22 protein-coding genes and 1 riboswitch are annotated in these 25215 nt (G+C 70.2%); of the genes, 4 read left to right on the top strand and 18 right to left on the bottom strand.

Features of this window, described 5'->3' with window-relative positions:
- Position 1: 1 nt before the first annotated feature.
- Positions 2 to 607, top strand: coding sequence for a hypothetical protein (locus A6A25_RS40515; protein WP_073899695.1), 606 nt, complete (start codon positions 2 to 4; stop codon positions 605 to 607).
- Here A6A25_RS40515 and A6A25_RS40510 read toward each other — a convergent pair.
- From A6A25_RS40510 to dnaE, 3 genes are all read right to left on the bottom strand, one after another.
- Entirely contained in the window at positions 587 to 1855 is a 1269-nt protein-coding gene (locus A6A25_RS40510; RefSeq protein ID WP_073899693.1) for an adenosylmethionine--8-amino-7-oxononanoate transaminase, read from the bottom strand. The two genes, A6A25_RS40515 and A6A25_RS40510, sit on opposite strands and share 21 nt — an antisense overlap.
- Positions 1842 to 3071, bottom strand: coding sequence for a cytochrome P450 family protein (locus A6A25_RS40505; RefSeq protein ID WP_073899691.1), 1230 nt, complete (start codon positions 3069 to 3071; stop codon positions 1842 to 1844). The genes A6A25_RS40510 and A6A25_RS40505 overlap by 14 nt, the downstream gene beginning before the upstream one ends.
- Positions 3072 to 3158: 87 nt before the next feature.
- Entirely contained in the window at positions 3159 to 6689 is a 3531-nt protein-coding gene (gene dnaE / locus A6A25_RS40500) for a DNA polymerase III subunit alpha (RefSeq protein ID WP_073899689.1), read from the bottom strand.
- A 166-nt stretch (positions 6690 to 6855) separates the two neighbouring features.
- Between dnaE and A6A25_RS40495 the strand changes: the two genes are divergently transcribed.
- On the top strand, positions 6856 to 7767 hold the full coding sequence (locus A6A25_RS40495; protein WP_143193727.1) for an AsnC family protein: 912 nt from the start codon (positions 6856 to 6858) through the stop codon (positions 7765 to 7767).
- A gap of 145 nt (positions 7768 to 7912) precedes the next feature.
- On the opposite strand, the gene A6A25_RS40490 is transcribed toward A6A25_RS40495, so the two are convergent.
- The 7 genes from A6A25_RS40490 to A6A25_RS40460 all read right to left on the bottom strand — a co-directional run bounded on the left by A6A25_RS40490 (position 7913) and on the right by A6A25_RS40460 (position 14784).
- Positions 7913 to 9127, bottom strand: a complete 1215-nt coding sequence (locus A6A25_RS40490; protein WP_073899687.1) for a multidrug effflux MFS transporter — start codon at positions 9125 to 9127, stop codon at positions 7913 to 7915.
- Positions 9128 to 9234: 107 nt separating this feature from the next.
- Positions 9235 to 10170 carry an RluA family pseudouridine synthase gene (locus A6A25_RS40485; RefSeq protein ID WP_073899685.1) on the bottom strand — a complete coding sequence of 312 codons (936 nt, stop codon included), beginning with the start codon at positions 10168 to 10170 and terminating at the stop codon, positions 9235 to 9237.
- Positions 10167 to 10754: a signal peptidase II gene (gene lspA, locus A6A25_RS40480; protein WP_073899683.1), complete on the bottom strand. Its 588-nt coding sequence runs from the start codon at positions 10752 to 10754 to the stop codon at positions 10167 to 10169. Before lspA ends, A6A25_RS40485 begins: the two co-directional genes overlap by 4 nt.
- A 23-nt stretch (positions 10755 to 10777) precedes the next feature.
- Entirely contained in the window at positions 10778 to 12097 is a 1320-nt protein-coding gene (locus A6A25_RS40475; protein WP_073899681.1) for an aminotransferase class V-fold PLP-dependent enzyme, read from the bottom strand.
- 35 nt (positions 12098 to 12132) lie between these two features.
- A riboswitch (SAM riboswitch) is annotated at positions 12133 to 12246 on the bottom strand.
- Positions 12247 to 12310: 64 nt separating this feature from the next.
- Positions 12311 to 13783 carry a potassium/proton antiporter gene (locus A6A25_RS40470; RefSeq protein ID WP_143193732.1) on the bottom strand — a complete coding sequence of 491 codons (1473 nt, stop codon included), beginning with the start codon at positions 13781 to 13783 and terminating at the stop codon, positions 12311 to 12313.
- Positions 13784 to 13961: 178 nt separating this feature from the next.
- Positions 13962 to 14243 carry a DUF167 domain-containing protein gene (locus A6A25_RS40465; RefSeq protein WP_073899677.1) on the bottom strand — a complete coding sequence of 94 codons (282 nt, stop codon included), beginning with the start codon at positions 14241 to 14243 and terminating at the stop codon, positions 13962 to 13964.
- Positions 14236 to 14784: a TetR/AcrR family transcriptional regulator gene (locus A6A25_RS40460; RefSeq protein WP_073899675.1), complete on the bottom strand. Its 549-nt coding sequence runs from the start codon at positions 14782 to 14784 to the stop codon at positions 14236 to 14238. Before A6A25_RS40460 ends, A6A25_RS40465 begins: the two co-directional genes overlap by 8 nt.
- A 100-nt stretch (positions 14785 to 14884) precedes the next feature.
- Between A6A25_RS40460 and A6A25_RS40455 the strand changes: the two genes are divergently transcribed.
- Together A6A25_RS40455 and A6A25_RS40450 are read left to right on the top strand one after the other, a co-directional pair.
- Positions 14885 to 15445: an RNA polymerase sigma factor gene (locus A6A25_RS40455; RefSeq protein WP_073899673.1), complete on the top strand. Its 561-nt coding sequence runs from the start codon at positions 14885 to 14887 to the stop codon at positions 15443 to 15445.
- Between the two features lie 98 nt (positions 15446 to 15543).
- The gene (locus tag A6A25_RS40450) at positions 15544 to 16110 is read left to right on the top strand and encodes an RNA polymerase sigma factor (protein WP_073899849.1); all 567 of its coding nucleotides are present in this window, start codon (positions 15544 to 15546) and stop codon (positions 16108 to 16110) included.
- An 80-nt stretch (positions 16111 to 16190) separates the two neighbouring features.
- Here the strand turns inward: A6A25_RS40450 and ileS are convergent, their stop codons facing one another.
- From ileS to ftsZ, 8 genes are all read right to left on the bottom strand, one after another.
- Positions 16191 to 19298: an isoleucine--tRNA ligase gene (gene ileS / locus A6A25_RS40445; RefSeq protein ID WP_073899671.1), complete on the bottom strand. Its 3108-nt coding sequence runs from the start codon at positions 19296 to 19298 to the stop codon at positions 16191 to 16193.
- Positions 19299 to 19567: 269 nt separating this feature from the next.
- Complete coding sequence (locus A6A25_RS40440) at positions 19568 to 20098, bottom strand: hypothetical protein (RefSeq protein WP_073899669.1); 531 nt, start codon at positions 20096 to 20098, stop codon at positions 19568 to 19570.
- Between the two features lie 28 nt (positions 20099 to 20126).
- Entirely contained in the window at positions 20127 to 20942 is an 816-nt protein-coding gene (wag31, locus tag A6A25_RS40435) for a DivIVA-like cell division protein Wag31 (protein ID WP_073899667.1), read from the bottom strand.
- Positions 20943 to 20993: 51 nt separating this feature from the next.
- Positions 20994 to 21284 (bottom strand): YggT family protein, encoded by a 291-nt coding sequence (locus A6A25_RS40430; protein WP_053715531.1) that lies wholly within the window; start codon positions 21282 to 21284, stop codon positions 20994 to 20996.
- Between the two features lie 20 nt (positions 21285 to 21304).
- Positions 21305 to 21922: a cell division protein SepF gene (locus A6A25_RS40425; protein ID WP_073899665.1), complete on the bottom strand. Its 618-nt coding sequence runs from the start codon at positions 21920 to 21922 to the stop codon at positions 21305 to 21307.
- Positions 21923 to 21993: 71 nt separating this feature from the next.
- Positions 21994 to 22692, bottom strand: coding sequence for a YggS family pyridoxal phosphate-dependent enzyme (locus tag A6A25_RS40420; protein ID WP_073899663.1), 699 nt, complete (start codon positions 22690 to 22692; stop codon positions 21994 to 21996).
- Complete coding sequence (gene pgeF / locus A6A25_RS40415; protein WP_073899662.1) at positions 22689 to 23393, bottom strand: peptidoglycan editing factor PgeF; 705 nt, start codon at positions 23391 to 23393, stop codon at positions 22689 to 22691. Before pgeF ends, A6A25_RS40420 begins: the two co-directional genes overlap by 4 nt.
- A gap of 294 nt (positions 23394 to 23687) precedes the next feature.
- Positions 23688 to 25016: a cell division protein FtsZ gene (gene ftsZ / locus A6A25_RS40410; RefSeq protein WP_073899660.1), complete on the bottom strand. Its 1329-nt coding sequence runs from the start codon at positions 25014 to 25016 to the stop codon at positions 23688 to 23690.
- Between the last annotated feature and the right edge of the window lie 199 nt (positions 25017 to 25215).

Here is a 25215-nt window from a genome sequence, read left to right as displayed (position 1 = left end):
CGTGGGCCGCAAGCGGGGGCGCCCGCGGAACGCCCGGCCCGGCGCCGCGTCGGTCCCCACCGCCACGCGGCCCGCGCGGAAGAACTGGTTCCTGCGGCAGTCCGGCGGCGTGCAGACGCTCATCGTCCTGGGTGTCACCGCATTGGTGATCGGCGGGCACTTCCTGCTGTGGGGTGCGATCCTCCCGGCCGTGGGCGCGGCGGTCGGACGCGTGCCGGTCGTGTCGACCGTGGCGGGCTGGCTGTTCGGCGGCGGCGCGTTCATGGCGTGGGGCGTGGCCGCCATCAACCACGACACGGCCAAGCCGGAGACCCGCAAGCGGCTCCACGTCGTGGCGTGGGTGTGGACGGCGATCGCGGTCCAGCTGTTCCCGACCGGTTACGCCGACGGCGTCAGCCTGCCGGTGGACTTCTGGGCGGGCGTGTACTCGGGCGCCTACGGCCTGATCCTCTCGCCGGTCGCGCTCTTCGCCCTGATGGGCTGCTGGGCGCTCTTCCTCAAGCTGACCAAGCGCAAGCAGGAGCTGAGCCACCAGGCCACCGGCTGGATCTGCGTCGGCTACGCGACGTTGCTGCTGGTCTGGGGCTCAACCCTGCTGCGCATGTGACGCCTCGGCCGCGGCGACGACGGCGGCGGCGATCGCGGCCACGTCGTCGTCCGTGCTGACGAACGGCGGCATGGTGTAGATCAAGTCGCGGAACGGCCGCAGCCACACGCCGTGGTCGACGGCCGCGGCGGTGGCGGCGGCCATGTCCACCGGGTGGTCCAGCTGCACCACGCCGATCGCGCCGAGCACCCGCACGTCACCGGGTGCCTGCGCGAGACCGGACCGCAGCCCGGCCTCGATCCGCCGCACCGACGCCCGCCAGTCCTGCGACAGCAGCAGGTCGGTGGACGCCAGCGCGACCGCCGAGGCCAGCGGGTTGCCCATGAACGTCGGCCCGTGCGCCAGCACCGGAACCTCGCCGCGCGAGATGCCGTCCGCCACCCGGGTCGTGCACAGGGTCGCGGCCATCGACAGGTAACCGCCGGTCAGCGCCTTGCCCAGGCACATGATGTCGGGGTTGATCCCGGCGTGGTCGGCGGCGAACAGCTCGCCGGTGCGGCCGAAGCCGGTGGCGATCTCGTCGAAGATCAGCAGCACGTCGTTGGCCAGCGTCAGCTCGCGCAGCACGTGCAGGTAGCGGGGGTCGTGGAAGCGCATCCCGCCCGCGCCCTGCACCACCGGCTCCACGATGACCGCGGCCAGCTCGCCGGCGTGCGCCTCGATCAGGTCCGCCAGCTCTTGGACGTACTCGGTCTCCAGGTCGCGCGGCGGAGCCGAGGCGAACACCTGCTCCGGCAGCACGCCCCGCCACAGCGCGTGCATGCCGCCCTCCGGGTCGCACACCGCCATCGGCTGGAACGTGTCGCCGTGGTACCCGCCGCGCCAGGTCAGCAGCCGCCGCTTCTCCGGCCGGCCCCTCGACCGCTGGTACTGCAGGGCCATCTTGACCGCGACCTCGACCGACACCGACCCCGAGTCGCACAGGAACACGTGCTGCAACGGCTCGGGCGTGATCTCCACCAACCGGGCCGACAGCGCCACCGCGGGCTCGTGGGTCAGGCCGCCGAACATGACGTGGCTCATCCGGCCGAGTTGGTCGCGCACCGCCGCGTCCAGCACGGGGTGCCGGTAGCCGTGGATCGCCGCCCACCACGACGACATGCCGTCGACCAGCTCACGCCCGTCGTCCAGCCGGAGCCGGACACCCTCGGCCGAGGAGACGACCAGCGGCTCGTGGGTGCCCGGCATCGGGCCGTACGGGTGCCAGACGTGTGCCTGGTCCAGCTTCAGCAGCTCATCGCGCTCCACGAGGGGTCAGGCTAACCGGCAGCTTCTCGAGGCCGCGGACGAGCGTGCCCTGGCGCCACGCCAGCGCGTCCGGCTCGGCGGTCAGGGCCACGTCGAATCGGTCCAGCAACGTCCCGATCGCGATCTCGCCCTCCATCCGGGCCAGCGGCGCGCCCAGGCAGTAGTGGATGCCGTGGCCGAACGCCAGGTGCCCGGCGGCCTGCCGCGTGATGTCGAGCCGGTCCGGTTCCGGGAAGCGCGCCCCGTCGCGGTTGCCGCCGCTCAGCGACACCACGACCACGCTGTCCCTGGGGATCACCACGTCGCCCAGCTCGACGTCCTCGTTCGTGTACCGGAACGTGGCCTGGTTGACCGGGCTCTCGAAGCGCAGGATCTCCTCGACCGCGCCCGGCAGCAGCGAGCGGTCGGCCCGCAGCTTCTCCAGCTGCTCCGGGTTGCGCACCAGGTGGTAGACGCCGTTGGCGATCAGGTTGACCGTCGTCTCGTGCCCGGCGACCAGGAGCAGGAACGCCATGGCGATCAGCTCCTTCTGGTCGAGCCGGTCGCCCTCCTCGTCGGCCTGCACGAGCGCCGAGAAGAAGTCGTCACCGGGCGCGTTCCGCTTGTGCTCGACCAACTTCGCCAGGTAGCCCGCCATCTGGGCACCCGCCTGCTGGAGCTGCTCCGGTTCGCCGTTGCCGGCGACCAGGGTGTTGGACCACGCGCGGAACCCGTCGCGCTCGTCCATCGGCACGTCGAGCATCTCGCAGATGACCGTGATGGGCAGCGGGAACGCCAGCGCGTCCACCAGGTCGACGTCGCCCTTCTCCGCCGCCTCGTCCAGCAGCCGGTCGGTGATCTCCTGGATGCGCGGCCGCAACTGCTCGACCCGCCGGGCGGTGAACGCCTTGGTGACGAGCTTGCGCAGCCGGGTGTGGTGCGGCGGGTCCATGTTCAGCATGTGCTGCACCAGGGACTCGTCGAACGGCGGCGCGTCGCCCCCTTCGACCCGGTTGCGCTCCATGACCTCCGGGAAGCGCTCGAAGTGCTTGCTGAACCTCGGGTCGGCCAGTGCCGACCGCGCCTCCTCGTACCGGGTGACCAGCCACGCCTTCGTGCCGCGCGGCAGCACGATCTCCGTCGCCGCCGCCTGCTCGCGCAGCCGGGCGTGGTAGGCGTGCGGATCGGCGAAGTACTCCTCGCCGAGCACGTCGAGACCGGCGATCTTCTCCCCCACAGGGACCCCTCCTCGTTTGAGTTAACCCTGTTCACTCAAACGATCCGAGGTTCCCTCTTGTCCCCGATTGCTCAGCTTGTCACCCGATCAGCCCAGGCACCCAGGGCCGAGCAGAGCCTTCAAATCACCCATGAGGGACGGTGTGGGAGTAACCCGAAGGGCGTCGTCCAGCTTCAGCAACGTGTTGCGGCTGCTGTTGATGACCAGGTTCAGGTGCACCTCGGTGGTGCCGGGGTGGGCGGAGAGGACTTCCTTCAGCGAGGTCACCAGCTTCGGGTCGCAGCGCGACGCCGCCACCTTCAGCTTCAACGCCTGCGCGCCCAGCTCCGACAGGTCCGGCACGACCAGGTCGTTGGCGATCAGCGAGATCCGGTCCTCCCGCTTGGCCACCCGCGCCTTGACCAGCACGATCGCGTCCTCGGCCACCGACATGCCGTGCACCATGTAGCTCTTGGGGAAGAACAGCACCTCGATGCCACCGGCCAGGTCCTCCAGCTGCGCGGACGCCCACGGCTCGCCGTTCTTGTTCACCCGGCGGGTGACCGAGGCCAGGATGCCACCCAGCGTCACCTGCGTGCCGTCGGGCACGTCGCCTTCCAGGATGCGCGGGATCGTGGTGTCCGAGTAGGAGCTGAGCACCTGCTCCACGCCGTTGAGCGGGTGGCCGGACACGTACAGGCCCAGCATCTCCCGCTCCAGCGTGAGCTGGTGCTTGGACTCCCAGTGCTCGTCGGGGATCTTGACGTCGAACACGCTCGCGCCGTCGTCACCGCCGCCGTCGCCGAACAGGTCGAACTGGCCGCGTGCCTCTTCCTTCTTGGTCAGCATGATCGCGTCGACCGCCTCGACGTGGATCATGTGCAGGCCCTTGCGCGGGTGGCCGAGCGAGTCGAACGCACCCGCCTTGATCAGCGATTCGACGACCTTCTTGTTGCACGCCTGCACGTCGACCTTGCGCAGGAAGTCGGAGAAGTCGGCGAACTTCCCCTTCTCCTTGCGGGTCTTGATGATCGCGTCGACCACGTTCGCGCCGACGTTGCGGATCGCGCCGAGGCCGAACCGGATGTCGTCGCCGACCGCGACGAACTCGCGCTCGGACTCGTTGACGTCCGGCGGGAGCACCGTGATGCCCATCCGGCGGCACTCGGCCAGGTAGACGGCCGACTTGTCCTTGTTGTCCGAGTTCGTGGTCAGCAGGGCGGCCATGTACTCGCCGGGGTAGTTGGCCTTGAGGTACGCCGTCCAGTACGCGATCAGGCCGTACGCGGCGGAGTGCGCCTTGTTGAACGCGTAGTCCGCGAACGGGACCAGGATGTCCCACAGCGTCTTGATCGCCTCGGGCGAGTAGCCGTTGGCGATCATGCCCGCTTCGAAGCCCTCGTACTCCTTGTCGAGGATCTCCTTCTTCTTCTTGCCCATCGCGCGGCGGAGCAGGTCCGCTTGGGCCAGCGAGTAGCCCGCCACCTTCCGCGCGATCGCCATGACCTGCTCCTGGTACACGATCAGGCCGTACGTCGTGTCCAGGATCTCGGCCAGCGGCTCGCGCAGCTCCTCGTGGATCGGCACGATCTCCTGCTGCTTGTTCTTGCGCAGCGCGTAGTTCGTGTGCGAGTTCGCGCCCATCGGACCCGGCCGGTAGAGCGCGATGACGGCCGAGACGTCCTCGAAGTTGTCCGGGCGCATCAGCCGCAGCAGGTCGCGCAGGGCGCCACCGTCGAGCTGGAACACGCCCAGCGTGTCGCCGCGGCCCAGCAGCTCGTAGGTCTTGCGGTCGTCCAGCGGCACGGTCGAGATGTCGATCTCGCCCTTGCCGTTGAGCTCGATGTTCTTCAGCGCGTCGTCGATCGTGGTGAGGTTGCTCAGGCCGAGGAAGTCCATCTTCAGCAGGCCGAGCGTCTCGCACGTCGGGTAGTCGAACTGGGTGATGATCGACCCGTCCTGCGGGCGCATCCAGACCGGGATGTGGTCCGTCAGCGGCTCCGCGGACATGATCACCGCGCAGGCGTGCACGCCCGCGTTGCGGATCAGGCCCTCCAGCCCTCGACCGGTGTCGATGATCTCCTTGACCTGCGGGTCCGTCTCGTAGAGCGCGCGGACCTCGGCGGCCTCGGAGTACCGCTTGTGCGACGGGTCGAACACGCCGGACAGCGGGATGTCCTTGCCCATCACGGCGGGCGGCATGGCCTTGGAGATGCGGTCGGCCACCGCGTAGCCCGGCTGCCCGTACAGCACGCGGGCGGAGTCCTTGATCGCCGCCTTCGCCTTGATCGTGCCGAACGTGATCACCTGGGCGACCTTGTCGACGCCCCACTTCTCGGTGACGTACCGGATCACGTCACCGCGCCTGCGCTCGTCGAAGTCGATGTCGATGTCGGGCGGGCTGACGCGGTCGGGGTTGAGGAACCGCTCGAAGATCAGGCCGTGCGCCAGCGGGTCGAGGTCGGTGATGCCCATCGCGTACGCGATCAGCGCGCCCGCGGCGGAACCGCGGCCCGGACCGACCCGGATGCCGTTGGCCTTGGCCCAGTTGATGAAGTCGGCGACCACCAGGAAGTAGGACGGGAAGCCCATCTGGAGGATGACGCCGATCTCGAACTCGACCTGCTTCTCGTGGATCTCGTCCACGCCGCCCGGGAAGCGGCGGCGCATGCCCTCCCAGACCTGCTCGCGGAAGTAGTCGGCCTCCGTCATGCCGTCCGGCACGGGGTAGCGCGGCATCAGGTTCTGGAAGGCGAACATGCCGGTGGTGTCGACCTTCTCGGCCACCAGCAGGGTGTTGCGGCAGCCCTCCTGCCAGGCGTCGGAGGAGTCGATCGCGCGCATCTCCTCGGGCGACTTCAGGTAGTAGCCCGTGCCGTCGAACTTGAACCGGCTCGGGTCCTGCAGCGTCTTGCCGGTCTGCACGCACAGCAGCGCCTCGTGCGCCTCGCGGTCCTCGGCGTAGGTGTAGTGCGAGTCGTTGGTCACCACGAACGGGATGCTGAGCTTCTTGGCGATGTCCAGCAGGCCGCCCCGGACCCGGCTCTCGATCTCGATGCCGTGGTCCATCAGCTCGACGAAGAAGTTGTCCGCGCCGTAGATGTCACGCCACTTGGCGGCCGCTTCCAGGGCTTCCTTCTCGTGGCCGAGGCGCAGCCTGGTCTGCACCTCGCCGGAGGGGCAGCCGGTCGTGGCCATCAGGCCCGCCGAGTGCTCGGCGATCAGCTCGGCGTCCATCCGCGGCCACTTGCCCAGCTGGCCCTCGGTGGAGGCCCGGCTGGAGAGCTTCATCAGGTTGTGCAGGCCCTCGTTCGTCCGGGCCCAGATCGTCTGGTGGGTGTACGCGCCGCTGGCGGAGACGTCGTCGGCCTTCTGCCCCGGGTCGCCCCACAGCACGCGCTTCTTGTTGAAGCGCGACTCGGGGGCCATGTACGCCTCGATGCCGATCACCGGCTTGATGCCCGCGGCGGTCGCCTGCTTGTAGAAGTCGTAGGCGCCGTACATGTTGCCGTGGTCGGTGATCGCGGCGGCGGGCATGCCCATCCGCTCGCACTCGGCGAACATGTCCTTCAGCTTCGCCGCGCCATCGAGCATCGAGTACTCGGTGTGCACGTGGAGGTGCACAAACGAGTCGGACACCCAAACCCCCCTGAAGATCGCAGCGGGCCCGGGACAGCGCTCGGGCAGAGACTCGCCCGACCCTATAACGCGCGAAGATCACCGACCACGACCGGGGCTTGATCGTGTCGCGGTGTCCGGCGGGGCGATGGCGCGAGGATCTTCTCAGGCGGGTAGCGTTCAACGTGTGGTAGCGCCGGACCCCGTCGACGCCCGTCTCCTGGCCATGATCGCCGAGATGGGCCGTGCCGCCGTGCACGAGGTGGCCGCACGGCTCGGCATGGACCCGCGCGAGGCCGCGACCCGGCTGATCACGTTGTCCGGCAGCGGGTTGCCGCTGCTCGTCGGCGTGGAGTGCGACCCGAACGGCATCCGCAAGGCGCTGGCCAACAGCGTGGCGTGGGGCAACTACTCGGGACCGGGCGGCCAGGCCGTCCGCGGCACGCCGAGCGGCCCGTACCCGCCCGCGTCCGGCACGGTGCACGGCACGCCGTCCGGCTCCTACCCCGGCTACCCCGGCCCGCAGGGGCCGCCCAGCACGCCGTTCCCGGCGCAGCCCGGCACCGGCCCGCAGCCGGTGGCGTCCGGCCCGGTGCGCGTGCCCGAGCCGGTCAGCACGTGGGGCGTGCCCGGTACGTCCGGCTGGGCGCGCGGCGACCAGGCACCCGCGCCGCGCTCGCGCACCGGCAAGATCGGCAGCACGCTGGAGACCGAGGGCCTGGAGGGCGCCCGGTTCACCATCCAGCTGGTCGAGGTGGTCGACCCGGCGGACTTCCTGTTCACCGCGGCCGGGTACAAGCTGGCCGACGGCGAGCGCGCCGTGGTCGTGCACACCGAGCTGTCGAACATCGGCCAGGTGCCGTTCAACGCCCTGCCCGACATGTACCTGGTGCTGATGACCAACAAGGGTGAGACGGTCAGCAAGGCGCCGGTGTCACTGTCGTCCCGGCCGCCGCACAAGATCGGCGTGCAGCCGGGCGAGACGGCGGGCGGCCACACGGTCTACGTGCTGCCCGAGGACACCGTGATCTTCTCGGTCCGCTGGAGCTCCCGCCCCGAGACCGACCTGAACACCCTCGTCTGGACCATCGACGACTAACCCGCGTGTCCTACGTTCAGAACGCGCGTGTCCTACGTTCGCGTACCCCGAGTTGAACACTCAGGACGGTCGGCCGTGTTCTGAGCGTTCAACATGGGTGTTCCGAACGTAGGACACGCGTGACGCGAACGTAGGACACGCGTGGTCAGGCGGGGGTCGGGGTTGGTTCGGGGTCGCGGGTGATGCCGATGTCGCCCCTGGTCAGGGTGGCGAAGGCGAACAGGGCCAGGAGGGTGGCGGCGGCCATCACGGTCACCATCGGCAGCACGCTCGCCGAACCGCCCGCGCCGACCAGCGGCGCCATCAGGCCACCCACCAAAAACGTCGTCACACCCAGCACGGCCGACGCGCTGCCCGCCGCCTCCGGGTGCCGCGACATCGCCAGCGAACCGGCGTTCGGCATGAGCAGGCCGACGCTCATCGTCAGCACGAACAGCGGCGGCAGGAACGTCGCCAGCCCACCGCCCACCAGCCCGCCGACCAACAGCCCGACCCCACCGGTCGCCGCACCAGCCAGCCCGATCTTGAGCAGCGGTCGGGGCATGATCCGGCCGGTCAGCCTGGTGTTGAGCAGGCCGGCCAGCACGATCGCCACCGAGTTCGCCCCGAACACCAGGCTGAACTGCTGCGGCGTCAGCCCGTACACGCCCTGCAGCACGAACGACGCCCCGGCGACGTAACCGAACAGCGAGCCGAGGGCCAGCGCGGACGCCAGCGCGTAGCCGACGAACTTGCGGTCGGCCAGCAGCCCGCCGAACACCTTGATCGTGAGCAGCAGGTTCGCCGGACGCCGCTTGGCCTTGGGCAACGTCTCCGGCAGCCCGACGGCCAGAGCGATCAGCAACGCAAACCCGATCAGGGCGAGCGCGACGAACGTGCCCCGCCAGCTGGTGAACCGCAGCAACTGGCCGCCCAGCACCGGGGCGATCACCGGTCCCAGGCTGTTGACCAGCATGATCAACGACATGAACCGGGCCATCGCCAGGCCCTCGAACCGGTCACGGGCCACCGCCATCGCCACCACGAACCCGGCCGCCACGCCGAGCCCCTGGAGCAGGCGCAGGCCGGAGAGGGCGAGCGCGCTGGGCGCGACGGCGCAGAACAGCGAGACCACGACGTAGCTGCCGATGCCGAACAGCAGCGGACGCCGCCTGCCCCACGAGTCGGACAACGGCCCCACCAGCAACTGCCCCACCGACAGGCCGAGGATGAACGTCGTCAGCGACAGCTGGATCTGCGACTCCGTCGAGCCGAACTCACCGGCGATCGACGGGAACGCGGGCAGGTAGGTGTCGATCGAGAGCGGTCCGAGCAGGCACAGGGTGCCCAGCAGCGCCACGAGTCTGGCCCTGTTGTCCATGCCGCACTCCCCCGCGTCGTCTGGCAAAAGCTTCGCAAGCCAAACGAATGCGGGAAAGCGATATGGCCGAAGTCACGCGCTCGGCGCAAGACTTTCGGGCGGAAAGCTCAATAACCCTCTGCGCGCAACAGTTCCAGCGCGTCGGCGAGGTCGTCGGGGTACTCGCTGGTGAACGACACCCACTGGCCGTCGGCCGGGTGGTGGAAGCCGAGCGTGCGCGCGTGCAGCCACTGCCGCGTCACGCCGAGTCGCTTGGCCAGCACCGGGTCGGCGCCGTAGGTCAGGTCGCCGACGCACGGGTGCCGCAGCGCGGAGAAGTGCACCCGGATCTGGTGCGTGCGGCCGGTTTCCAGGTGCACGTCGAGCAGCGACGCGGCGCGGAACGCCTCCACCACCTCGTAGTGCGTGATGCTCGGCTTGCCGTTGGCCATCACGGCGAACTTGTAGTCGTGCTTGGGGTGCCGGTCGATCGGCGCGTCGATGGTGCCCTTGATCGGGTCCGGGTGGCCCTGCACGAGCGCGTGGTAGAGCTTGTCGACCGTGCGCTCCTTGAACGCGTGCTTCAACGCCGAGTAGGCGCTCTCGCTCTTGGCCACCACCATGACGCCGGTCGTGCCGACGTCCAGCCGGTGCACGACGCCCTGCCGCTCGGCGGCACCCGAGGTGGCGATCCGGATGCCGGCCGCGGCCAGGCCGCCCACCACGGTCGGACCGGTCCAGCCGGGGCTGGGGTGCACGGCCACGCCGACGGGCTTGTCGACCACGATCACGTCGTCGTCCTCGTGCAGGATGTCCAAGCCCTCCACGGGCACGGCCTGCACCTGCACCGGGCGTTCCGGCTCGGGCAGGGTGACCTCCAGCACGGAGCCGGCGACCAGGCGGTCCGACTTGCCGGCGGGCTGCCCGTCGAGCACGACGTCACCCGACTCGGTCAACGCCGCGACCACCGTGCGGGACAGGCCGAGGAGCTTGGCCAGCCCGGCGTCGACCCTCATCCCGTCCAGGCCATCGGGCACGGGAAGGGTCCGGTAGTCGCCACTCATGCGTTCTTCTCCGACTTCGAGCTGGGCTTCTTCTCGACGCGCGTGCCGTCGTAGTCGCGTTGGAGCAGAGCCATCAGCACGATCACGCCGCCACCCACGCAGATGGCGGAGTCGGCCAGGTTGAACACGGGGAAGAAGTTGCCCCACGGGTCGAGGACGGAGATGAAGTCGACCACGCCGCCGCGCAGCGGGCCGGGACCGCGGAAGATCCGGTCGACCAGGTTGCCCGTCGCGCCGCCCAGCACCAGGCCGAGGCCGATGGCCCAGCCGACCGACCGCAGCCGGCGCGCGATCCACAGGATGAACACGACCACGCCGGACGCGATCAGGGCGAGGATCACCGTCCAGCCCTCGGCCAGGCCGAACGCGGCGCCGGTGTTGCGGATCAGCGGCAGGTAGAGCAGGCCGCCGAACAGCTCGACCGGCTCGCGCCCCTCCAGCTCCTCGACCGCGATGATCTTGGTGATCAGGTCGAGCGCCAGCACCACCGGGGCGATCACGGCCAGCAAGAGGACCCGTCGCTTGGGCAGCGGTGCGTCCGGCTGGTCCGGCGTGTCCGGCTCGGTGTTGGGATCGGTGCTCACCGGGCCATTGTCCAGTATCGGAGTCAGCGCAGGAACGGCGGGAGCGCGCGCCGGTCGTCCAGAGGGGCCCAACGGCCGTCGCGGAGCTCGTACTCCCACCGCGAACCCTCCACCACGAGCGTGCGCAACGCGGCCACGAACCGGTCCACGTGCTCCTCGGTGGTACCCAGCCCGAGGGACGCCCGCAGCGCCCGGTCACCGTGCGTGAGGCGGTGCACGGCGACGTGGGCGCAGAACGCCCCATCACGCACGCCGATGCCGTGCTCGGCGGACAGCGCGGCGGCCAGGTAGCCGGCGTCCTGACCACCGACGGTGAAGCTCACCACACCCACCCGGTCGTGGTCCGACCCGAACAGCGCCAGTTCGTGCACACCCGGCACGATCTTCAGGCCCGCGCGCAGCCGCTCCAGCAGGACGCGCTCGTGCTCGGTGGTCTGCTCCCAGTGCCTGCTCAGCACGTCGCACGCCACGGCCAGGGCGTGCACGCCCACCACGTTCGGCGTACCCGCCTCGTGCCGCTCGGGCACCGCCGACCAGGCCACGCCCAGCCGGTCGCCGTGGTCGGTGACGCGGGCCGTCGCGCCGCCGCCCACCAGGTACGGCTCGGCGGCCTGCAGCCAGTCGGACCGGCCGACCAGCACCCCGGCGCCGAACGGCGCGTAGACCTTGTGCCCCGACAGCACGGTGTAGTCGACGTCCAGCGCGCGCACGTCCACCGGCCGGTGCGGCGCGAGCTGGGCGGCGTCCAGGGCGATCCGGGCGCCGTGCCGGCGGGCCACCCGCGACAGCTCGGCCACCGGCCAGACCTCACCGGTCACGTTGGACGCGCCGGTCACCACGACCAGCCGCGGGCCGACCGGTGCCGCGCGCAGCGCCCGGTCCAGCTCCAGCACCGCCTGGGCGGGTGAGTCGGGGGTGCGCAGGTGACGCACGTTCGGGCCGCGCCAAGGCAGCAGCGCGGCGTGGTGCTCGGTGTCGAAGAGAATCACGGCGGTGTGCCTGGGCACGCTCCTGGCCAGCAGGTTCAGCGCGTCGGTGGTGTTGCGGGTGAACACGACGGCGTCGCTGTCCCGGGCACCGAGGAACCGGCGCACCGACGCACGTGCCTGCTCGTAGACCTTGGTGCTGACCTGCGAGGCGTAACCCGCGCCCCGGTGCACGCTGGCGTACCAGGGCAGCAGCTCGTCCACCGCGTCACGCACCTGCTCCAGGCACGGCGCGCTGGCCGCGTGGTCGAGGTTGGCGTACTCGACGCGCTCGCCGGTCACCAGCGGCACGCGCAGCGACGAGACGACGACGCGGGGCAAAGCGGCGACTGCGGTGCGGGGAACTGCGACGGTCATGACGCCCTCCGGGGGTCCGGGACCCCACCCGTGGAGGCCCGCGCTTGCCGGACGCCCTGCGCGCCGGCCAGGTCCTCACCAGGGGCACCCCACCGCGGTAGGAGGGTTGCCGGCCAGCAAGCCTGGGCTTAGCGCTGGCACTCATGACCTTCGGCACCGAAGTTAACCCAGGCCGCCGCGCGCCGTCGAGGGGCGTTCACATCCTGGGAGCCGTCACGGCAGGCCGACGTCGCCCTTCCAGCGGGCGAACCGGCCCGCCCGGTCGACGGCCCGGATGCGCTGCTCGGTCGCCGTGCGCATGGCCTCCGTGCACACCACGAGCAGCTGGTCGTGCTCCTGCAGCCGGGTCGTCGGCTGCGGGGTGAAGCCGTTGTCGTCGCGCACGACGAGGCTGACCGAGGAGCCCGGCGGCAGCCGCAGCTCCGACAGGTACACGCCGTGCAGCTTGGAGCCCGGCTGGATGCGGACCTGGAGCAGCTCCGCGCCCAGCTGGTCCAGCGCCGACGAGTCGACCTGCACCTCGTGCGCCTCGCCGGACTTGACCAGCCGGAGCCACTTGGCCAGCCACGGCAGGGTCGTGCCCTGCACCACGGTCAGCACCACCACCAGCACGAACACCGCGTCCACCAGCTGTTGCGCGCCGGCCACGCCCTGGATCAGCGGCAGCAGGGCGAACACGATCGGCACCGCGCCGCGCAGCCCCGACCAGGAGATGAACACCTGTTCACGCCACGGCACGCGGAACGGCAGCGCGGCGCACAGCACCGACAGCGGCCGGGCCAGCAGCACCAGCACCGCGCCCGCGACCAGGGCCGGTACCAGCGCGTCGAGCAGCCGGTCGGGCGAGGCGTACAGGCCGAGCAGCACGAACAGCCCGATCTGCGCGATCCAGCCCAGACCCTCGGCGAACGACAGGGTGTCCGCGCGGTGCGGCAGGCGGGCGTTGCCGAGCACGAGGGCGGCGATGTAGACGGCCAGGAAGCCGGACGCGTGCGCGAGGTCGCCGACGGTGTAGGCGAGCAGGCACACGGCGACCGTGGCCAGCGGGTACAGGCCGGTGGCGGGCAGGGCGGCCCGGCGCAGCGCGACACCGCCGACCCAGCCGAGCACGATCCCGATCACACCGCCCGCGATCAGCTCGTAGAGCATGAGCAGCGGCGCCGTCCAGGTGATGGGATCGGGCGACGCGAGCAGCACGACGGCGATGTAGACCGGCGCGTCGTTGATGCCGGACTCCAGCTCCAACGCGCCGATGAGCCGCTTGCCCACGCCCACCCCGCGCAGCACGCTGAACACGGCCGCGGCGTCGGTGGACGACAGCACCGCCCCCCACAGCAGCGCCGTGCGCCAGTCCATGTCCAGCAGGAAGTGCAGCGCGAACCCGGTGACCGCGATGCTCACGCCGACGGCCACCGTGGACAGGGTGATGCCCAGCCCCAGCGCCGGTTTCACCGCGCTCCACCGCGTGGTCAGCCCGCCCTCGGTGAGGATCAGCACGAGCGCGACCGTGCCCAGCGAACGGGTCAGGTCGGCGTCCTCGAACTGGATGCCCACCACGGCCTCGCCGAGCAGCACCCCGATGCCGAGGTAGAGCAGGAGGGACGGCAGACCGAGCCGGATCGACACCCTGACCGCGATGACCGAAAGCAGGAGAACCGCGGCGGCGATGCCGAGGAAGTCCGTCACACCGCCCACTCGACCTCCAGGCCGTCGTCACCGCGACATCACTCGACGGGGTCATTCTCCCTGGTGACACCGAAATGGACGAATCCGGCACGCCACACGGCACCACGCGGCACCACGCACCGTCACCAGCCGGAAGTTCTCCGGCCCCGCACCGTCCACAGCGGACGTTTGTGCGCGCTCAGCTGTCGAGCAGCCGCGCCAGCACCTCGGCGGCGTCGGCCGGGGCGGGGTCGACCCGCACGACCTTGTCCCGGCCGCGCTCGCCCGCGACCACCTCGACGTCCTGCCTGCGCACGCCGAACGCCTTGGCCAGCGCCTTGCGCACGGCCTCGTTCGCCTTGCCCTCCACGGCGGGCGCGGCGACCGCGACGACCAGCGCGCCGTCACCCCACCGACCGCCGACGGCCTCTCGCTTCGCGCCCGGCTTCACCCGAATTCCGAACCGGAACGCCTCAGGCACGGCACATCACGATGGTCAGCGTCTCCTCCAGCAGCGTGCGCCTCCCCTTGACCACGTGCGGGGTGGACGACATCAGCTGGGCCTGTCCCAGGTAGACCGAGTACGCGAGCACGGCCCGCTGGTGCGCCACGTCGGCGTCGAACCCGAGTTGGCCGAACAGGTCCTCCATGTAGGCGATGCGGCGCTCGGTGACGCGACCCAGCACCGGCGCGACCGCCGGGTCGTCCTTGGCGGCGAGCATGGCCAGTTCCACCGCGCTGTCCTCGACGCTCTCCAGCACGGTGCCGAACAGCAGCCGCAGCTTCTCCAGCGGTTCCACCGCCGACTCGACCAGCTCGATCACGGACTCGGTGTGCTCGCGCTCCCAGCGTTCGAGGGTGGCCTTGAGCAGGGCTTCCCGGTTGGGGAAGTGCCAGTAGGCGCTGCCCTTGGTGGCGCCGATGCGCGCCGCGAGCGGTTCCACCGCGACCGCGGCCACCCCGCCTTCCGCCAGCGCTTGCAGGGCCACCCCGGTCCAGTCGTCGCGCGTTCGCCGTGCCACAGCTCCATACGCTACCGTACGGTAACGACGGCGCGGATTTCCTCCACAACCCCCGGTCTCGTCCGTCTACCGGTTACCGGGACCAGAGGGGGGAGGGTTCGTGACGCCGGAGGATCCCGACGACCACGCGGCCACCTTCAGCGACTTCTACCACCGCGAGCGCACCAGGCTGTTCCGCTTCGCGGCGGTGATGTCGCCGCACCTGGACCACGAGTCCGCGGTGCAGGAGGCGTTCGTCGGCGCGTGGCGGCACTGGCCGGTGATCGCTCCCGGGTCCAGGCGTGCTTGGCTGGTGAAGACGATCCGCAACCTGCTGGTGGACCAGGCCCGTCGGCGGGAGCGGCCGGGCGACCTGACCGACGAGGTGGTCGCCCGGCAGCGCGGCACGTACCGGATCCTGGTGCCCAAGCAGCGGGACGCCGAGACGTGGCACGAGCTGGTCAGCACGCTGGCGGCGGTGGCGAACCTGCCGGACCACCTGCGCACCGCGCTGGTGCTGCGGTTCTGTGACTTCGCCGACGACGAGATCGCCGACGTGCTGGGGTGCAGGCGGGCGTCCGTGCGGCGGTACGTGTCGCAGGCGCGGGCGCTGGTCAGCGAGCAGGTCGGCAACGAGGAGCGACGGGTGCGCGGCTCCCAGCGCGGGAAGGAGACGTCATGACCGACGAGTTGGACCCCCGGCTGGACCACCTGCGCGCCGAACTGGCCGAAGCCATCCCGGAGGACCCCGGCACGGACGACCTCGGCGTAGCCGCGATCATGGCCCAGGCGTCGAGGTACGAGCGGCAGGCGGCGCTGGTCGTGGCCGCACGGTCCGGTTCACGGGAGGCGCTGGACTCCCTGGTGGCCGAGCTGACCCCGTTGGTGTGGCACGTGGCCAGGGGCAACGGACTGGACCAGGCCACCGCCGAGGACGTCGTGCAGACGGTGTGGCTGAGCCTGCTGCGCCACCTGGACCGCCTGGCCGAGCCCAGGGCCGTGGCCGGCTGGCTGATCGTCGCCACCCGCCGCGAGGCCCAACGCGCCTGGCGCGACCTCAACGGCCGCCCGGCTTTGTCCACCGACTCCGCCATGGACCTCCCCGACGACCGCTGGCTACCGGAACCGGAAGCCCTGCGCGACGACCGCGACCGCCGCCTCTGGCACGCGTTCAACTCCATGCCACGCCGTTGCCAGGAACTGCTCCGCCTGACCGTCCTGGCAGGCCGCGCCGAGTACCGCGCCGTCGCCGAGGCCCTCGCCATGCCCCGCGGCTCGATCGGCCCGACCAGGGGCCGCTGCCTGAACCAGCTGAAAGCCCGGTTGGAACAGGACGACCTGCGATAGCCGTCCGGCGAGGACGTGCTCCCGCTCTTCTGAGCTTTCAGCACATCCTCGCCGGCTACCGGGCTACCGGGTCAGGCCGATCAGACCCGGGTGACCGAGACCCGGACCTTCTGGCCGTCACCGACGACACCGTCCGAGCCCTCGGCCACCTCGCCGTAGGAGACCGACTCGGCCAACGTCTCCTCCTTGATGAACGCCTCGAACCGGCGCACCGCGTCCTCCACCGCCGCCGGCAACTGCAGCGTCAACGCGATCCGGTCCGACACGTCCAGGCCGGCGTCCTTGCGCGCCTGCTGCACCACGCGCACCAGATCACGCGCGACGCCCTCGGCCGCCAGCTCCTCCGTGACCACGGTGTCCAGCACGACCAACCCGCCGCTGTTCGGCAACGCCGCCGTCGCACCCTGGTCGGTGGCGACCAGCCGCTGCTCGTACTCCTCCGGGAACAGCTCGATCCCGGCGGCCACGACGCGACCGTCCACCTCCTGCCAGTCACCGGCCTTCACGGCCTTGATGACCTTCTGCACGTCCGGCCCCAACCGCGGCCCGGCGGCGCGCGCGTTGACCGCCAGCTGGAAGTGGCCGTGCGCGTCCACGTCCGTGGTCAGCTCGACCTCCTTGACGTTGACCTCGTCCCGCAGCACCTCGGTGAACGCCTCCAGCTGCGCCACGTCCGCCGACGCGATCACCAGCTTCGCCAACGGCAACCGCACCCGCAGCTTGTTCGACTTCCGCAGCGACAACGCCGTGGACGCCACCTGCCGCACCTGGTCCATCGCGGCCACCAGCGCGTCGTCCGCGGGCAGGTCGGACGCCACCGGGTAGTCGGCCAGGTGCACCGAACGGCCACCGGTCAACCCACGCCACACCGACTCGGTGGTCAGCGGCAGCAGCGGCGCGGCCACCCGGCACACGACCTCCAGCACGGTGTGCAGCGTGTCGATCGCGTCCCGGTCGCCGGACCAGAACCGGTCGCGCGAACGACGCACGTACCAGTTGGTCAGCACCTCCAGGAACTCCCGGATCGACGCGCACGCGCCCGAGATGTCGTACTCGTCCAGCTGCCCGGTCACCCCGGCCACCAGGTCGTGCGTCTTCGCCAGCACGTACCGGTCAAGCACGTGCTCCGACGACGTCCGCCACGTCCCCTCGACCCCGTCCGCGTTGGCGTACAGGGCCAGGAAGTACCAGGAGTTCCACAGCGGCAGCACGGCCTGCCGCACCGCGTCACGGATGCCGCGCTCGGTCACCACCAGGTCACCGCCGCGCAGGATCGGCGACGCCATGAGGAACCACCGCATGGCGTCGGACCCGTCGCGGTCGAACACCTCGTTGACGTCCGGGTAGTTCTTGCGCGACTTGGACATCTTCTGCCCGTCGTCGCCCAGCACGATCCCGTGCGCCACGCAGTTGCGGAACGCGGGCCGGTCGAACAGCGCCGTGGCCAGCACGTGCATGGTGTAGAACCAGCCGCGCGTCTGGCCGTTGTACTCGACGATGAAGTCACCCGGGTAGTGGTCCTCGAACCACTCGCGGTTCTCGAACGGGTAGTGCACCTGGGCGAACGACATGGAGCCGGACTCGAACCAGCAGTCCAGCACCTCGGGCACCCGCCGCATCACCGACCGACCGGTCGGGTCGTCCGGGTTCGGCCTGGTCAGCTCGTCGATGACCGGCCGGTGCAGGTCCGTCGGGCGCACGCCGAAGTCGCGCTCCAGCTCGTCCAGCGAGCCGTAGACGTCCACCCGCGGGTACGCCGGGTCGTCCGACACCCACACCGGGATCGGCGAACCCCAGAACCGGTTGCGGGAGATGTTCCAGTCGCGGGCGTTCTCCAGCCACTTGCCGAACTGGCCGTCCTTGATGTGCTCGGGCACCCAGTTGATCTGCTGGTTCAGCTCGACCATGCGGTCCTTGAACTTCGACACCGCGACGAACCACGACGACACCGCGCGCTGGATCAGCGCGTTGTCGCACCGCCAGCAGTGCGGGTACGGGTGGTCGTAGGTCTCGTGGCGCAGCAGCAGGCCCGCTTCCTTCAGGTCGCGGATGATCGCCTTGTTCGCCTCGAAGACCTGCTGACCCTCGTACGGCGGCACCTCGGCGGTGAACCGGCCGTGCGCGTCCACCGGCACGACGACCTCGATGCCCGCCGCGTCGGTGACGACCTTGTCCTCCTCACCGAACGCGGGCGCGATGTGCACCATGCCCGTGCCGTCCTCGGTGGTGACGTAGTCGGCGGCCAGCACCTGGTGGGCGTTCTCCCGGCCGACGAAGAAGTCGAACGGCGGCGCGTACTTGCGCCCGACCAGGTCGGCGCCCTTGCAGCGGGCCACCACCGGCGGCTCCTCGCCCAGCTCACGGGCGTACGCGGCGACGCGTGCCTCGGCGAGCAGGTAGCGCTCGCCGTTGGCCTCGACCGTCACGTAGTCCACGTCCGGGTGCACGGCCGCGGCCAGGTTGGACGGCAGCGTCCACGGCGTCGTCGTCCAGACCAGGGCCAGCTCGCCGGTCTCCAGCCGCAGCCCGACGGTCACCGCCGGGTCCTGCCGGTCCCGGTAGGTGTCGTCCATCTTGGTCTCGGTGTTGGACAGCGGCGTCTCGCAGCGCCAGCAGTACCAGAGCACCCGGAAGCCCTCGTAGACCAGGCCCTTGTCCCACAGGGTCTTGAAGGCCCACATGACGCTTTCCATGTAGTCCAGGTCGAGGGTCTTGTAGTCGTTGTCGAAGTCCACCCAGCGGGCCTGCCGGGTCACGTAGTCGCGCCACTGGTCGGTGTACTGCAGCACCGACGCGCGGCAGGCCTCGTTGAACTTCTCGATGCCGAACGCCTCGATCTCGCTCTTGGACGAGAACCCGAGCTGCTTCTCGGCCTCGACCTCGGCGGGCAGGCCGTGCGTGTCCCAGCCGAAGCGGCGCTCGACGTGCTTGCCGCGCATGGTCTGGTAGCGCGGGACGACGTCCTTGACGTAGCCGGTCAGCAGGTGGCCGTAGTGCGGCAGGCCGTTGGCGAACGGCGGGCCGTCGTAGAAGACGAACTCGTTGGCCCCGTTGTCCCCCGCGGGCCGTGCGTCGATCGACGCCTGGAACGTCCGGTCGGACTTCCAGAAGTCCAGCACACCCTCTTCGAGGGCGGGGAAGGACGGCTGGGAGGGAACGGAACCCTCGCCTGCCTTCGGGTAGGCCATCGTGCTGCTCCTCGCGTGCGTCCAACCGGCTCACGGGGACGACACGCCGGTCACGGCGCACCGCGGTACCACCCCGCTTGCCAGGGCGCGAAGGCACTGGCCTCTCTTCGACGGCTGTGACGGGCCGCTCCCGTCCGGTTCTACTGAGGCTCGCGCCCGTTCTTCCGGAGGCTCCCCGGTGATGGCCGGATCAACGCCGTGCTACCACCCAGGGTAGCCGAACCGCGCAACCCGCTTTCCACGACCGCGGGGCCGCCCGCCCACCGGCTTCAGTCCGCCGAGGTCCCCGACCGGTCCGCGGTCCGCTTGCGCGCCGCGAGGCCGGCGTCCGGGCGGCAGACCGCGCACGGCGTGAAGCCGAGCCGGCGCGCCTCGTCGACCGGCAGGCCGAGCGACGACCGGGAGCCGAGCCAGGAGCACTCGGCGAGGTGGTAGCGGGGACGTTCGTCCAGCACCCGCACCTCGTCCGTGAGTTCGCTCACGATCAAGGCGTCGGCCGCGTCCGTGTCCTCCTCGCCAGGTTCGAGATGTGCCTGATCGGGTGGACTTTTCGGAGGTTCGTCCTCGACACCCTCCGGCACGGCCGGTTGATCACCACCGCTAACCTGGTGATCAACAACTGCGGTGCCGGCAGCCCGGGGACCCGACCGGCGGCGGAGCCACCAGTCGAGCACCAGGACCACGGCAGCGGCCCCGCTCGCACCCACGGACAACCAGGCCCAGTGCGTCTGGGCGCTGGTCAGCGCGGGCACGAGCAACCCCAGGGCTGCCAGCACCAACAGCAGGACTATGTAGAGCACGTCCAGCAGACTAGATCAGCATCGCCGATCAGCCGGCTTCGGCGCGCGCCCCGAAGGAGTACCCACCCTGCTGACGACCGTCGGACGGCGCGGCCGGGCCGCGGTCCTGCAGGTCGCGCAGCGACGACTCGAGCATGGTCTTGAGCCTGGTGCGGTACTCGCGCTCGAAGGTCTGCAGCTTGTCGATCTGCTTCTCGAGCGTGTTCTTCTCCTGGGTGATGTTGCCCATCACCTCGGCGTGCTTGCGCTGCGCGTCGCGGTCGAGCGCGCTGGCCTTCTCACGGGCCTGCCGCTCCAGCGTCTCGGCGCGGGTCCGCGCGTCGTTGAGCATGGTCTCGGCACGCGTGCGCGCCTCGTTGACCATGGTGTCGGCCTTGGCTCGCGCCTCGGACAGCAGCTGCTCGGACTTGGTCCGGGCCTCGGACAGCATCCCGTCCGCCTCGGCCTTGGCCTCGCCGGTGAGCCGGTCGGCCATCTCCTGGGCCAGGCCGAGCACCTTGGCGGCCTGCACGTGGTGGTCACCACCACCGCCGGGCGAGGTCTGCTCCAGCGCCGAAGGGGGCGGCACCGGAGCGAGCCTGCGGGGCTCGTCCACGACGCGGCTCGGGCCGACGCCTGCGGCAACCTTCGCCCTGGCGTCTTCGAGGTCGGCACGCGCGGTCTCGACCTGCTGGTCGAGCTGCTCGACCTGCTGGCGCAGGTCGTTGTTCTCCTCGATCAGGCGGGCCAGTTCGCCCTCAACCAGGTCGAGGAACGCGTCCACCTCGTCCTCGTTGTAGCCCCGCTTGCCAATCGGCGGCTTGCTGAACGCGACGTTGTGCACGTCCGCGGGGGTCAACGGCATCAGATCACCTCACGCACTCCTGGGCTGTGGAGATCCCTGGACCCTGTCCCCTCACAACGGCCTGGGATCGGCTACTCGCATCAGAATGATAACGACCAGCAACAGCACAATAATGGACAAGTCCAGTCCGATGCCGCCGATCCGCACGGTCGGGATGATCCGACGCAGCAAGCGGACCGGAGGATCGGTCACGGTGTAGACGGTCTCAAGCGCCACCGCCACGCCGCCCGCAGGTCGCCATCCCCTGGCGAAACTACGGACGAGCTCCACGACGACACGCGCCGTGAGCAGCAGCCAGAACGAGAACAACACGTAGTAGACCACGAGCCAGAGGGCATCCACATGCTCAACTGTGCCACCACTCAGCCCTGGTTGAGGAACCCACCCTCAGCGAGTCGCCTGCGGTCCTCCGCCGTCACGTCGATGTTCGGAGGTGAGAGAAGGAACACCTTGTTGGTGACCTTGTCGATCGAGCCCCGCAGCGCGAACGCCAGACCGGCCGCGAAGTCGACCAGCCGCTTGGCGTCCGCGTCGTTCATGTCGGTGAGGTTCATGATCACCGGGGTGCCGTCGCGGTAGTGCTCGCCGATGGTCCGCGCCTCGTTGTAGCTGCGCGGGTGCAGCGTGGTGATGCGGCCCAGCGGCTGGCTCGCGGGCTCCGGGGCGGGCCGCAGCCTGCCCACCGGCTCGCGCTGCGGCTCCACGGCCAGCGCACCGTGCGTGTCCGGGCTCCACGGCCGGCGCGGGCGTGCGCCGCGCTCCGGCTCGTAGTCGTCCGCGTCGTCCAGCTCGGCGCGGTAGCCGTTGAGGGAACGGCGGCGCGGGGTGCGCTGCTCCGGGTACGGCTCGTAGTCGTCCGAGTCGGCGTAGTCGGACCGGTAGTCCGGGTAGCGCCGGTCGTCGTCGTAGGCCGCGGGGTCGTCGGCGTACTCGGCGGGGACCATCCCGAAGTAGGCCTTCAGCTTGTGAAACCCGCTCATGGTTCGAGCCCTTCCTCCGCCGAGATCCCTACCCGCAAGGACGTCGCGGCCGTCCCAGAGGTTCCAGACAGTTACGGCGAGGCTAGTCTCCGGCTGCCCAGCAACGCTGTTCCGACACGCACGCACGTGGATCCGTGCGCGATCGCATCCTCCAGGTCACCGCTCATCCCCGCCGAGATCACGGTGGCATCGGGATGATCGACCCGCAAGCGGGTTACCGCTTCGTATAGAGCGGCAAACGCCTGCTGTGGAGACATCCCAAGGGGTGCGACGGTCATCACACCCCGGAAAATAAGTTCACTCGAACGTGCTACGTGATCGGCGAGTCGCGGAAGGTCACCGATCGGGTGGCCGCCGCGGGCCTCGTCGCCGTCGATGCTGACCTGGATCAGCACCTCGGTCGGTTCGGTGGCGGCCTTGGCGACGGCGTCGGCGAGCCGGATCGAGTCGACGGTGTCGATCCGGTCGGCCCAGCGGAGGACCGACTTGGCCTTGTTGCGCTGGAGCGAGCCGACCATGTGCCACTTGGCCGTGGCGCCCGGGCGCAGTTCGGCGAACTCGGCGGCCTTGCGGCTCGCCTCCTGGTCGCGGTTCTCGGCGAAGGCGGTGAGCCCGAGGTCGCTCAGGATCGCCACGTCCTGCGCCGGGAACGTCTTGGTGACGGCCAGCAGCTCGACCTCGTCGGGTGACCTCCCGACGGCCGCGCACGCCTTGGCGATGCGGTCCTCGACCTCGGCCAGCGAGAGGGCCAGCTCTTCGCGCCGGTTCACGGTTCCATCCAGATGACACCCGCGAGCCGTCCCGTTCCCGGGTCACGGCGGTGGCTGAACAGGGACTTCTCCTCGACCGTGCAGCGGGGGTCGACGCCGATCTTGCCGACACCCGCGTCGGCGAACTGCTGCCAGATGCCGGCACGCAGGTCGAGGGCGGGCTTGCCGGACCGGGTCTTGGCCGCGCTGCCGGGGAGGTGCTTCTCGACGTCGTCGCGCATCGCGGCGGGCACCTCGTAGCACTGGCCGCAGACGGCCGGGCCGAGCAGCACCTCGATCCGGTCCTTGTGGGCGCCCAGCTCGACCATGCGGTCCAGGGTCGCGGGGATCACCCCGACGCGGGCGCCGACCCGTCCGGCGTGCACGGCGCCGATCACACCGGCCTCGGGGTCGCCGAGCAGCACCGGCACGCAGTCGGCCGTCAGCACCACCAGCCCCAGCCGCTCCCGCTTCGTCACCACGGCGTCCGTGGCCTCCAGCGGCTCACCCACCGGCCCGTCCACGACCGCGACCGTGCGGCCGTGCACCTGTTCCATCCAGACCAGCCGGTCCGGTTCGAGCCCGATGCCCTCGGCGAGCCGCTTCCGGTTGGCCTCGACGGCGGCCGGGTCGTCACCGACGTGGTCGCCCAGGTTGAAGGAGTCGTACGGGGGTTTCGACACGCCGCCTTCGCGGGTGGTCAGGACACGACGGATGCGCACCCCCCAAGCTTCCCAGACCCGAGAGTCCAACACTCAGCCCGCGCGTGTCCTACGTTCGGAACGCGAGTGTCCAACGCTCAGAACACCTGAATTCAACGCTCAGGACCCCCGGGTTCGACCCTCGGACCCGGCTGGGCGGCTCTGAGTGTTGAACTCGGGGGTCCTGAACGTAGGACACGCGCGTTCTGAACGTAGGACACGCGCGTTCTGAACGTAGGACACGCGCGTTCTGAACGTAGGACACGCGCGGCGTGAGCGTTGGACTCTCGCGCGCTGAGCGTTGGACTCTCGCGGTCAGCGGCGCATGAACGGGGGGACGTCGACCTCGTCGTCGGGGTCGTCGGTCACTGGCACGGCCCGGCTCGGCAGCGAGCCGCCGGTGTTGCCCGGCACGCCCGGCGACAGCGACCTCGGCATGGTCGGCTGCGGCGTGGCGTAGGGCGACGGCTGGCCGTTGCCCTGCCCGGACTGCGGCTGCTGCGGCACGGTCGGTCGCGGCGGGACGACCGGCTGCTCCACCTGCGGCACGGGCTGAGGCTGCGGCTGGACCGGCTGGACCTGCTGCACCGGCTGGGGCTGCGGGTTGTGGTTCACCTGACCCGCGGTGGCCGAGGCCACCGCCGTGCCACGCGGCGGGCTGGACAGGGCCTGCGGCTCCAGCTTCTTGTGCGTCGGCCCGCCACTGTCAAAACCCGCCGCGATCACCGTGACCCGGACCTCGTCGCCGAGCGAGTCGTCGATGACCGTACCGAAGATGATGTTCGCGTCGGGGTGCGCCGCCTCCTGCACCAGCGACGCCGACTCGTTGATCTCGAACAGCCCGAGGTCGCTGCCACCGGCGATCGAGAGCAGCACGCCGTGCGCACCCTCCATCGACGCTTCCAGCAACGGCGAGTTGATGGCCTTCTGGGCGGCCTGGACCGCACGACCCTCACCGCGCGCCGAGCCGATGCCCATCAACGCGCTGCCCGCGCCGGACATGACGGACTTCACGTCGGCGAAGTCGAGGTTGATCAGACCGGGGGTGGTGATCAGGTCGGTGATGCCCTGGACACCGGACAGCAGCACCTCGTCCGCGGAGCGGAACGCGTCCATCAGCGAGACGCCGATGTCGCCGAGCTGCAGCAGCCGGTCGTTCGGGATCACGATGAGGGTGTCGCACTCGTTGCGCAGCGCCTGGATGCCCTCTTCGGCCTGCTTGGCGCGGCGCTTGCCCTCGAACGAGAACGGCCGCGTGACCACACCGATGGTCAACGCGCCGAGCTTGCGGGCGATCGAGGCGACGACGGGCGCGCCGCCGGTGCCCGTGCCACCGCCCTCGCCCGCGGTCACGAACACCATGTCCGCGCCCTTGAGGACTTCCTCGATCTCCTCGCGGTGGTCTTCGGCCGCCTTGTGGCCGACTTCGGGGTTGGCGCCTGCACCGAGGCCGCGGGTGAGTTCGCGGCCGATGTCGAGCTTCACGTCGGCGTCCGACATGAGCAGCGCCTGGGCGTCGGTGTTCACCGCGATGAACTCGACGCCCTTGAGCCCGACCTCGATCATGCGGTTGACGGCGTTGACACCGCCACCGCCGATGCCGACGACCTTTATCACCGCGAGGTAGTTGTGCGGGGGCGTCATCGGTCCGCCTTCCTGATCGTGTCCGTGCTCATGTGCTGGAGTGGATGACCACCGGTGTCACAGCCCGGACGGATCTCCACCCGGATTGAAACTCTCAACCAGAGGTTCAGAGTTATGTCAACCCCGTATGTTCCTGCTGAACGTTATGCACCACGTATGCCTCGGTCTAGCAGCCACGCCGTGTTGTGTCCTGACCGGG

This window comes from Saccharothrix sp. CB00851 (genome assembly GCF_001905065.1).
Lineage (GTDB): Bacteria > Actinomycetota > Actinomycetes > Mycobacteriales > Pseudonocardiaceae > Actinosynnema.
This window is presented reverse-complemented; position numbering and strand designations above follow the sequence as displayed.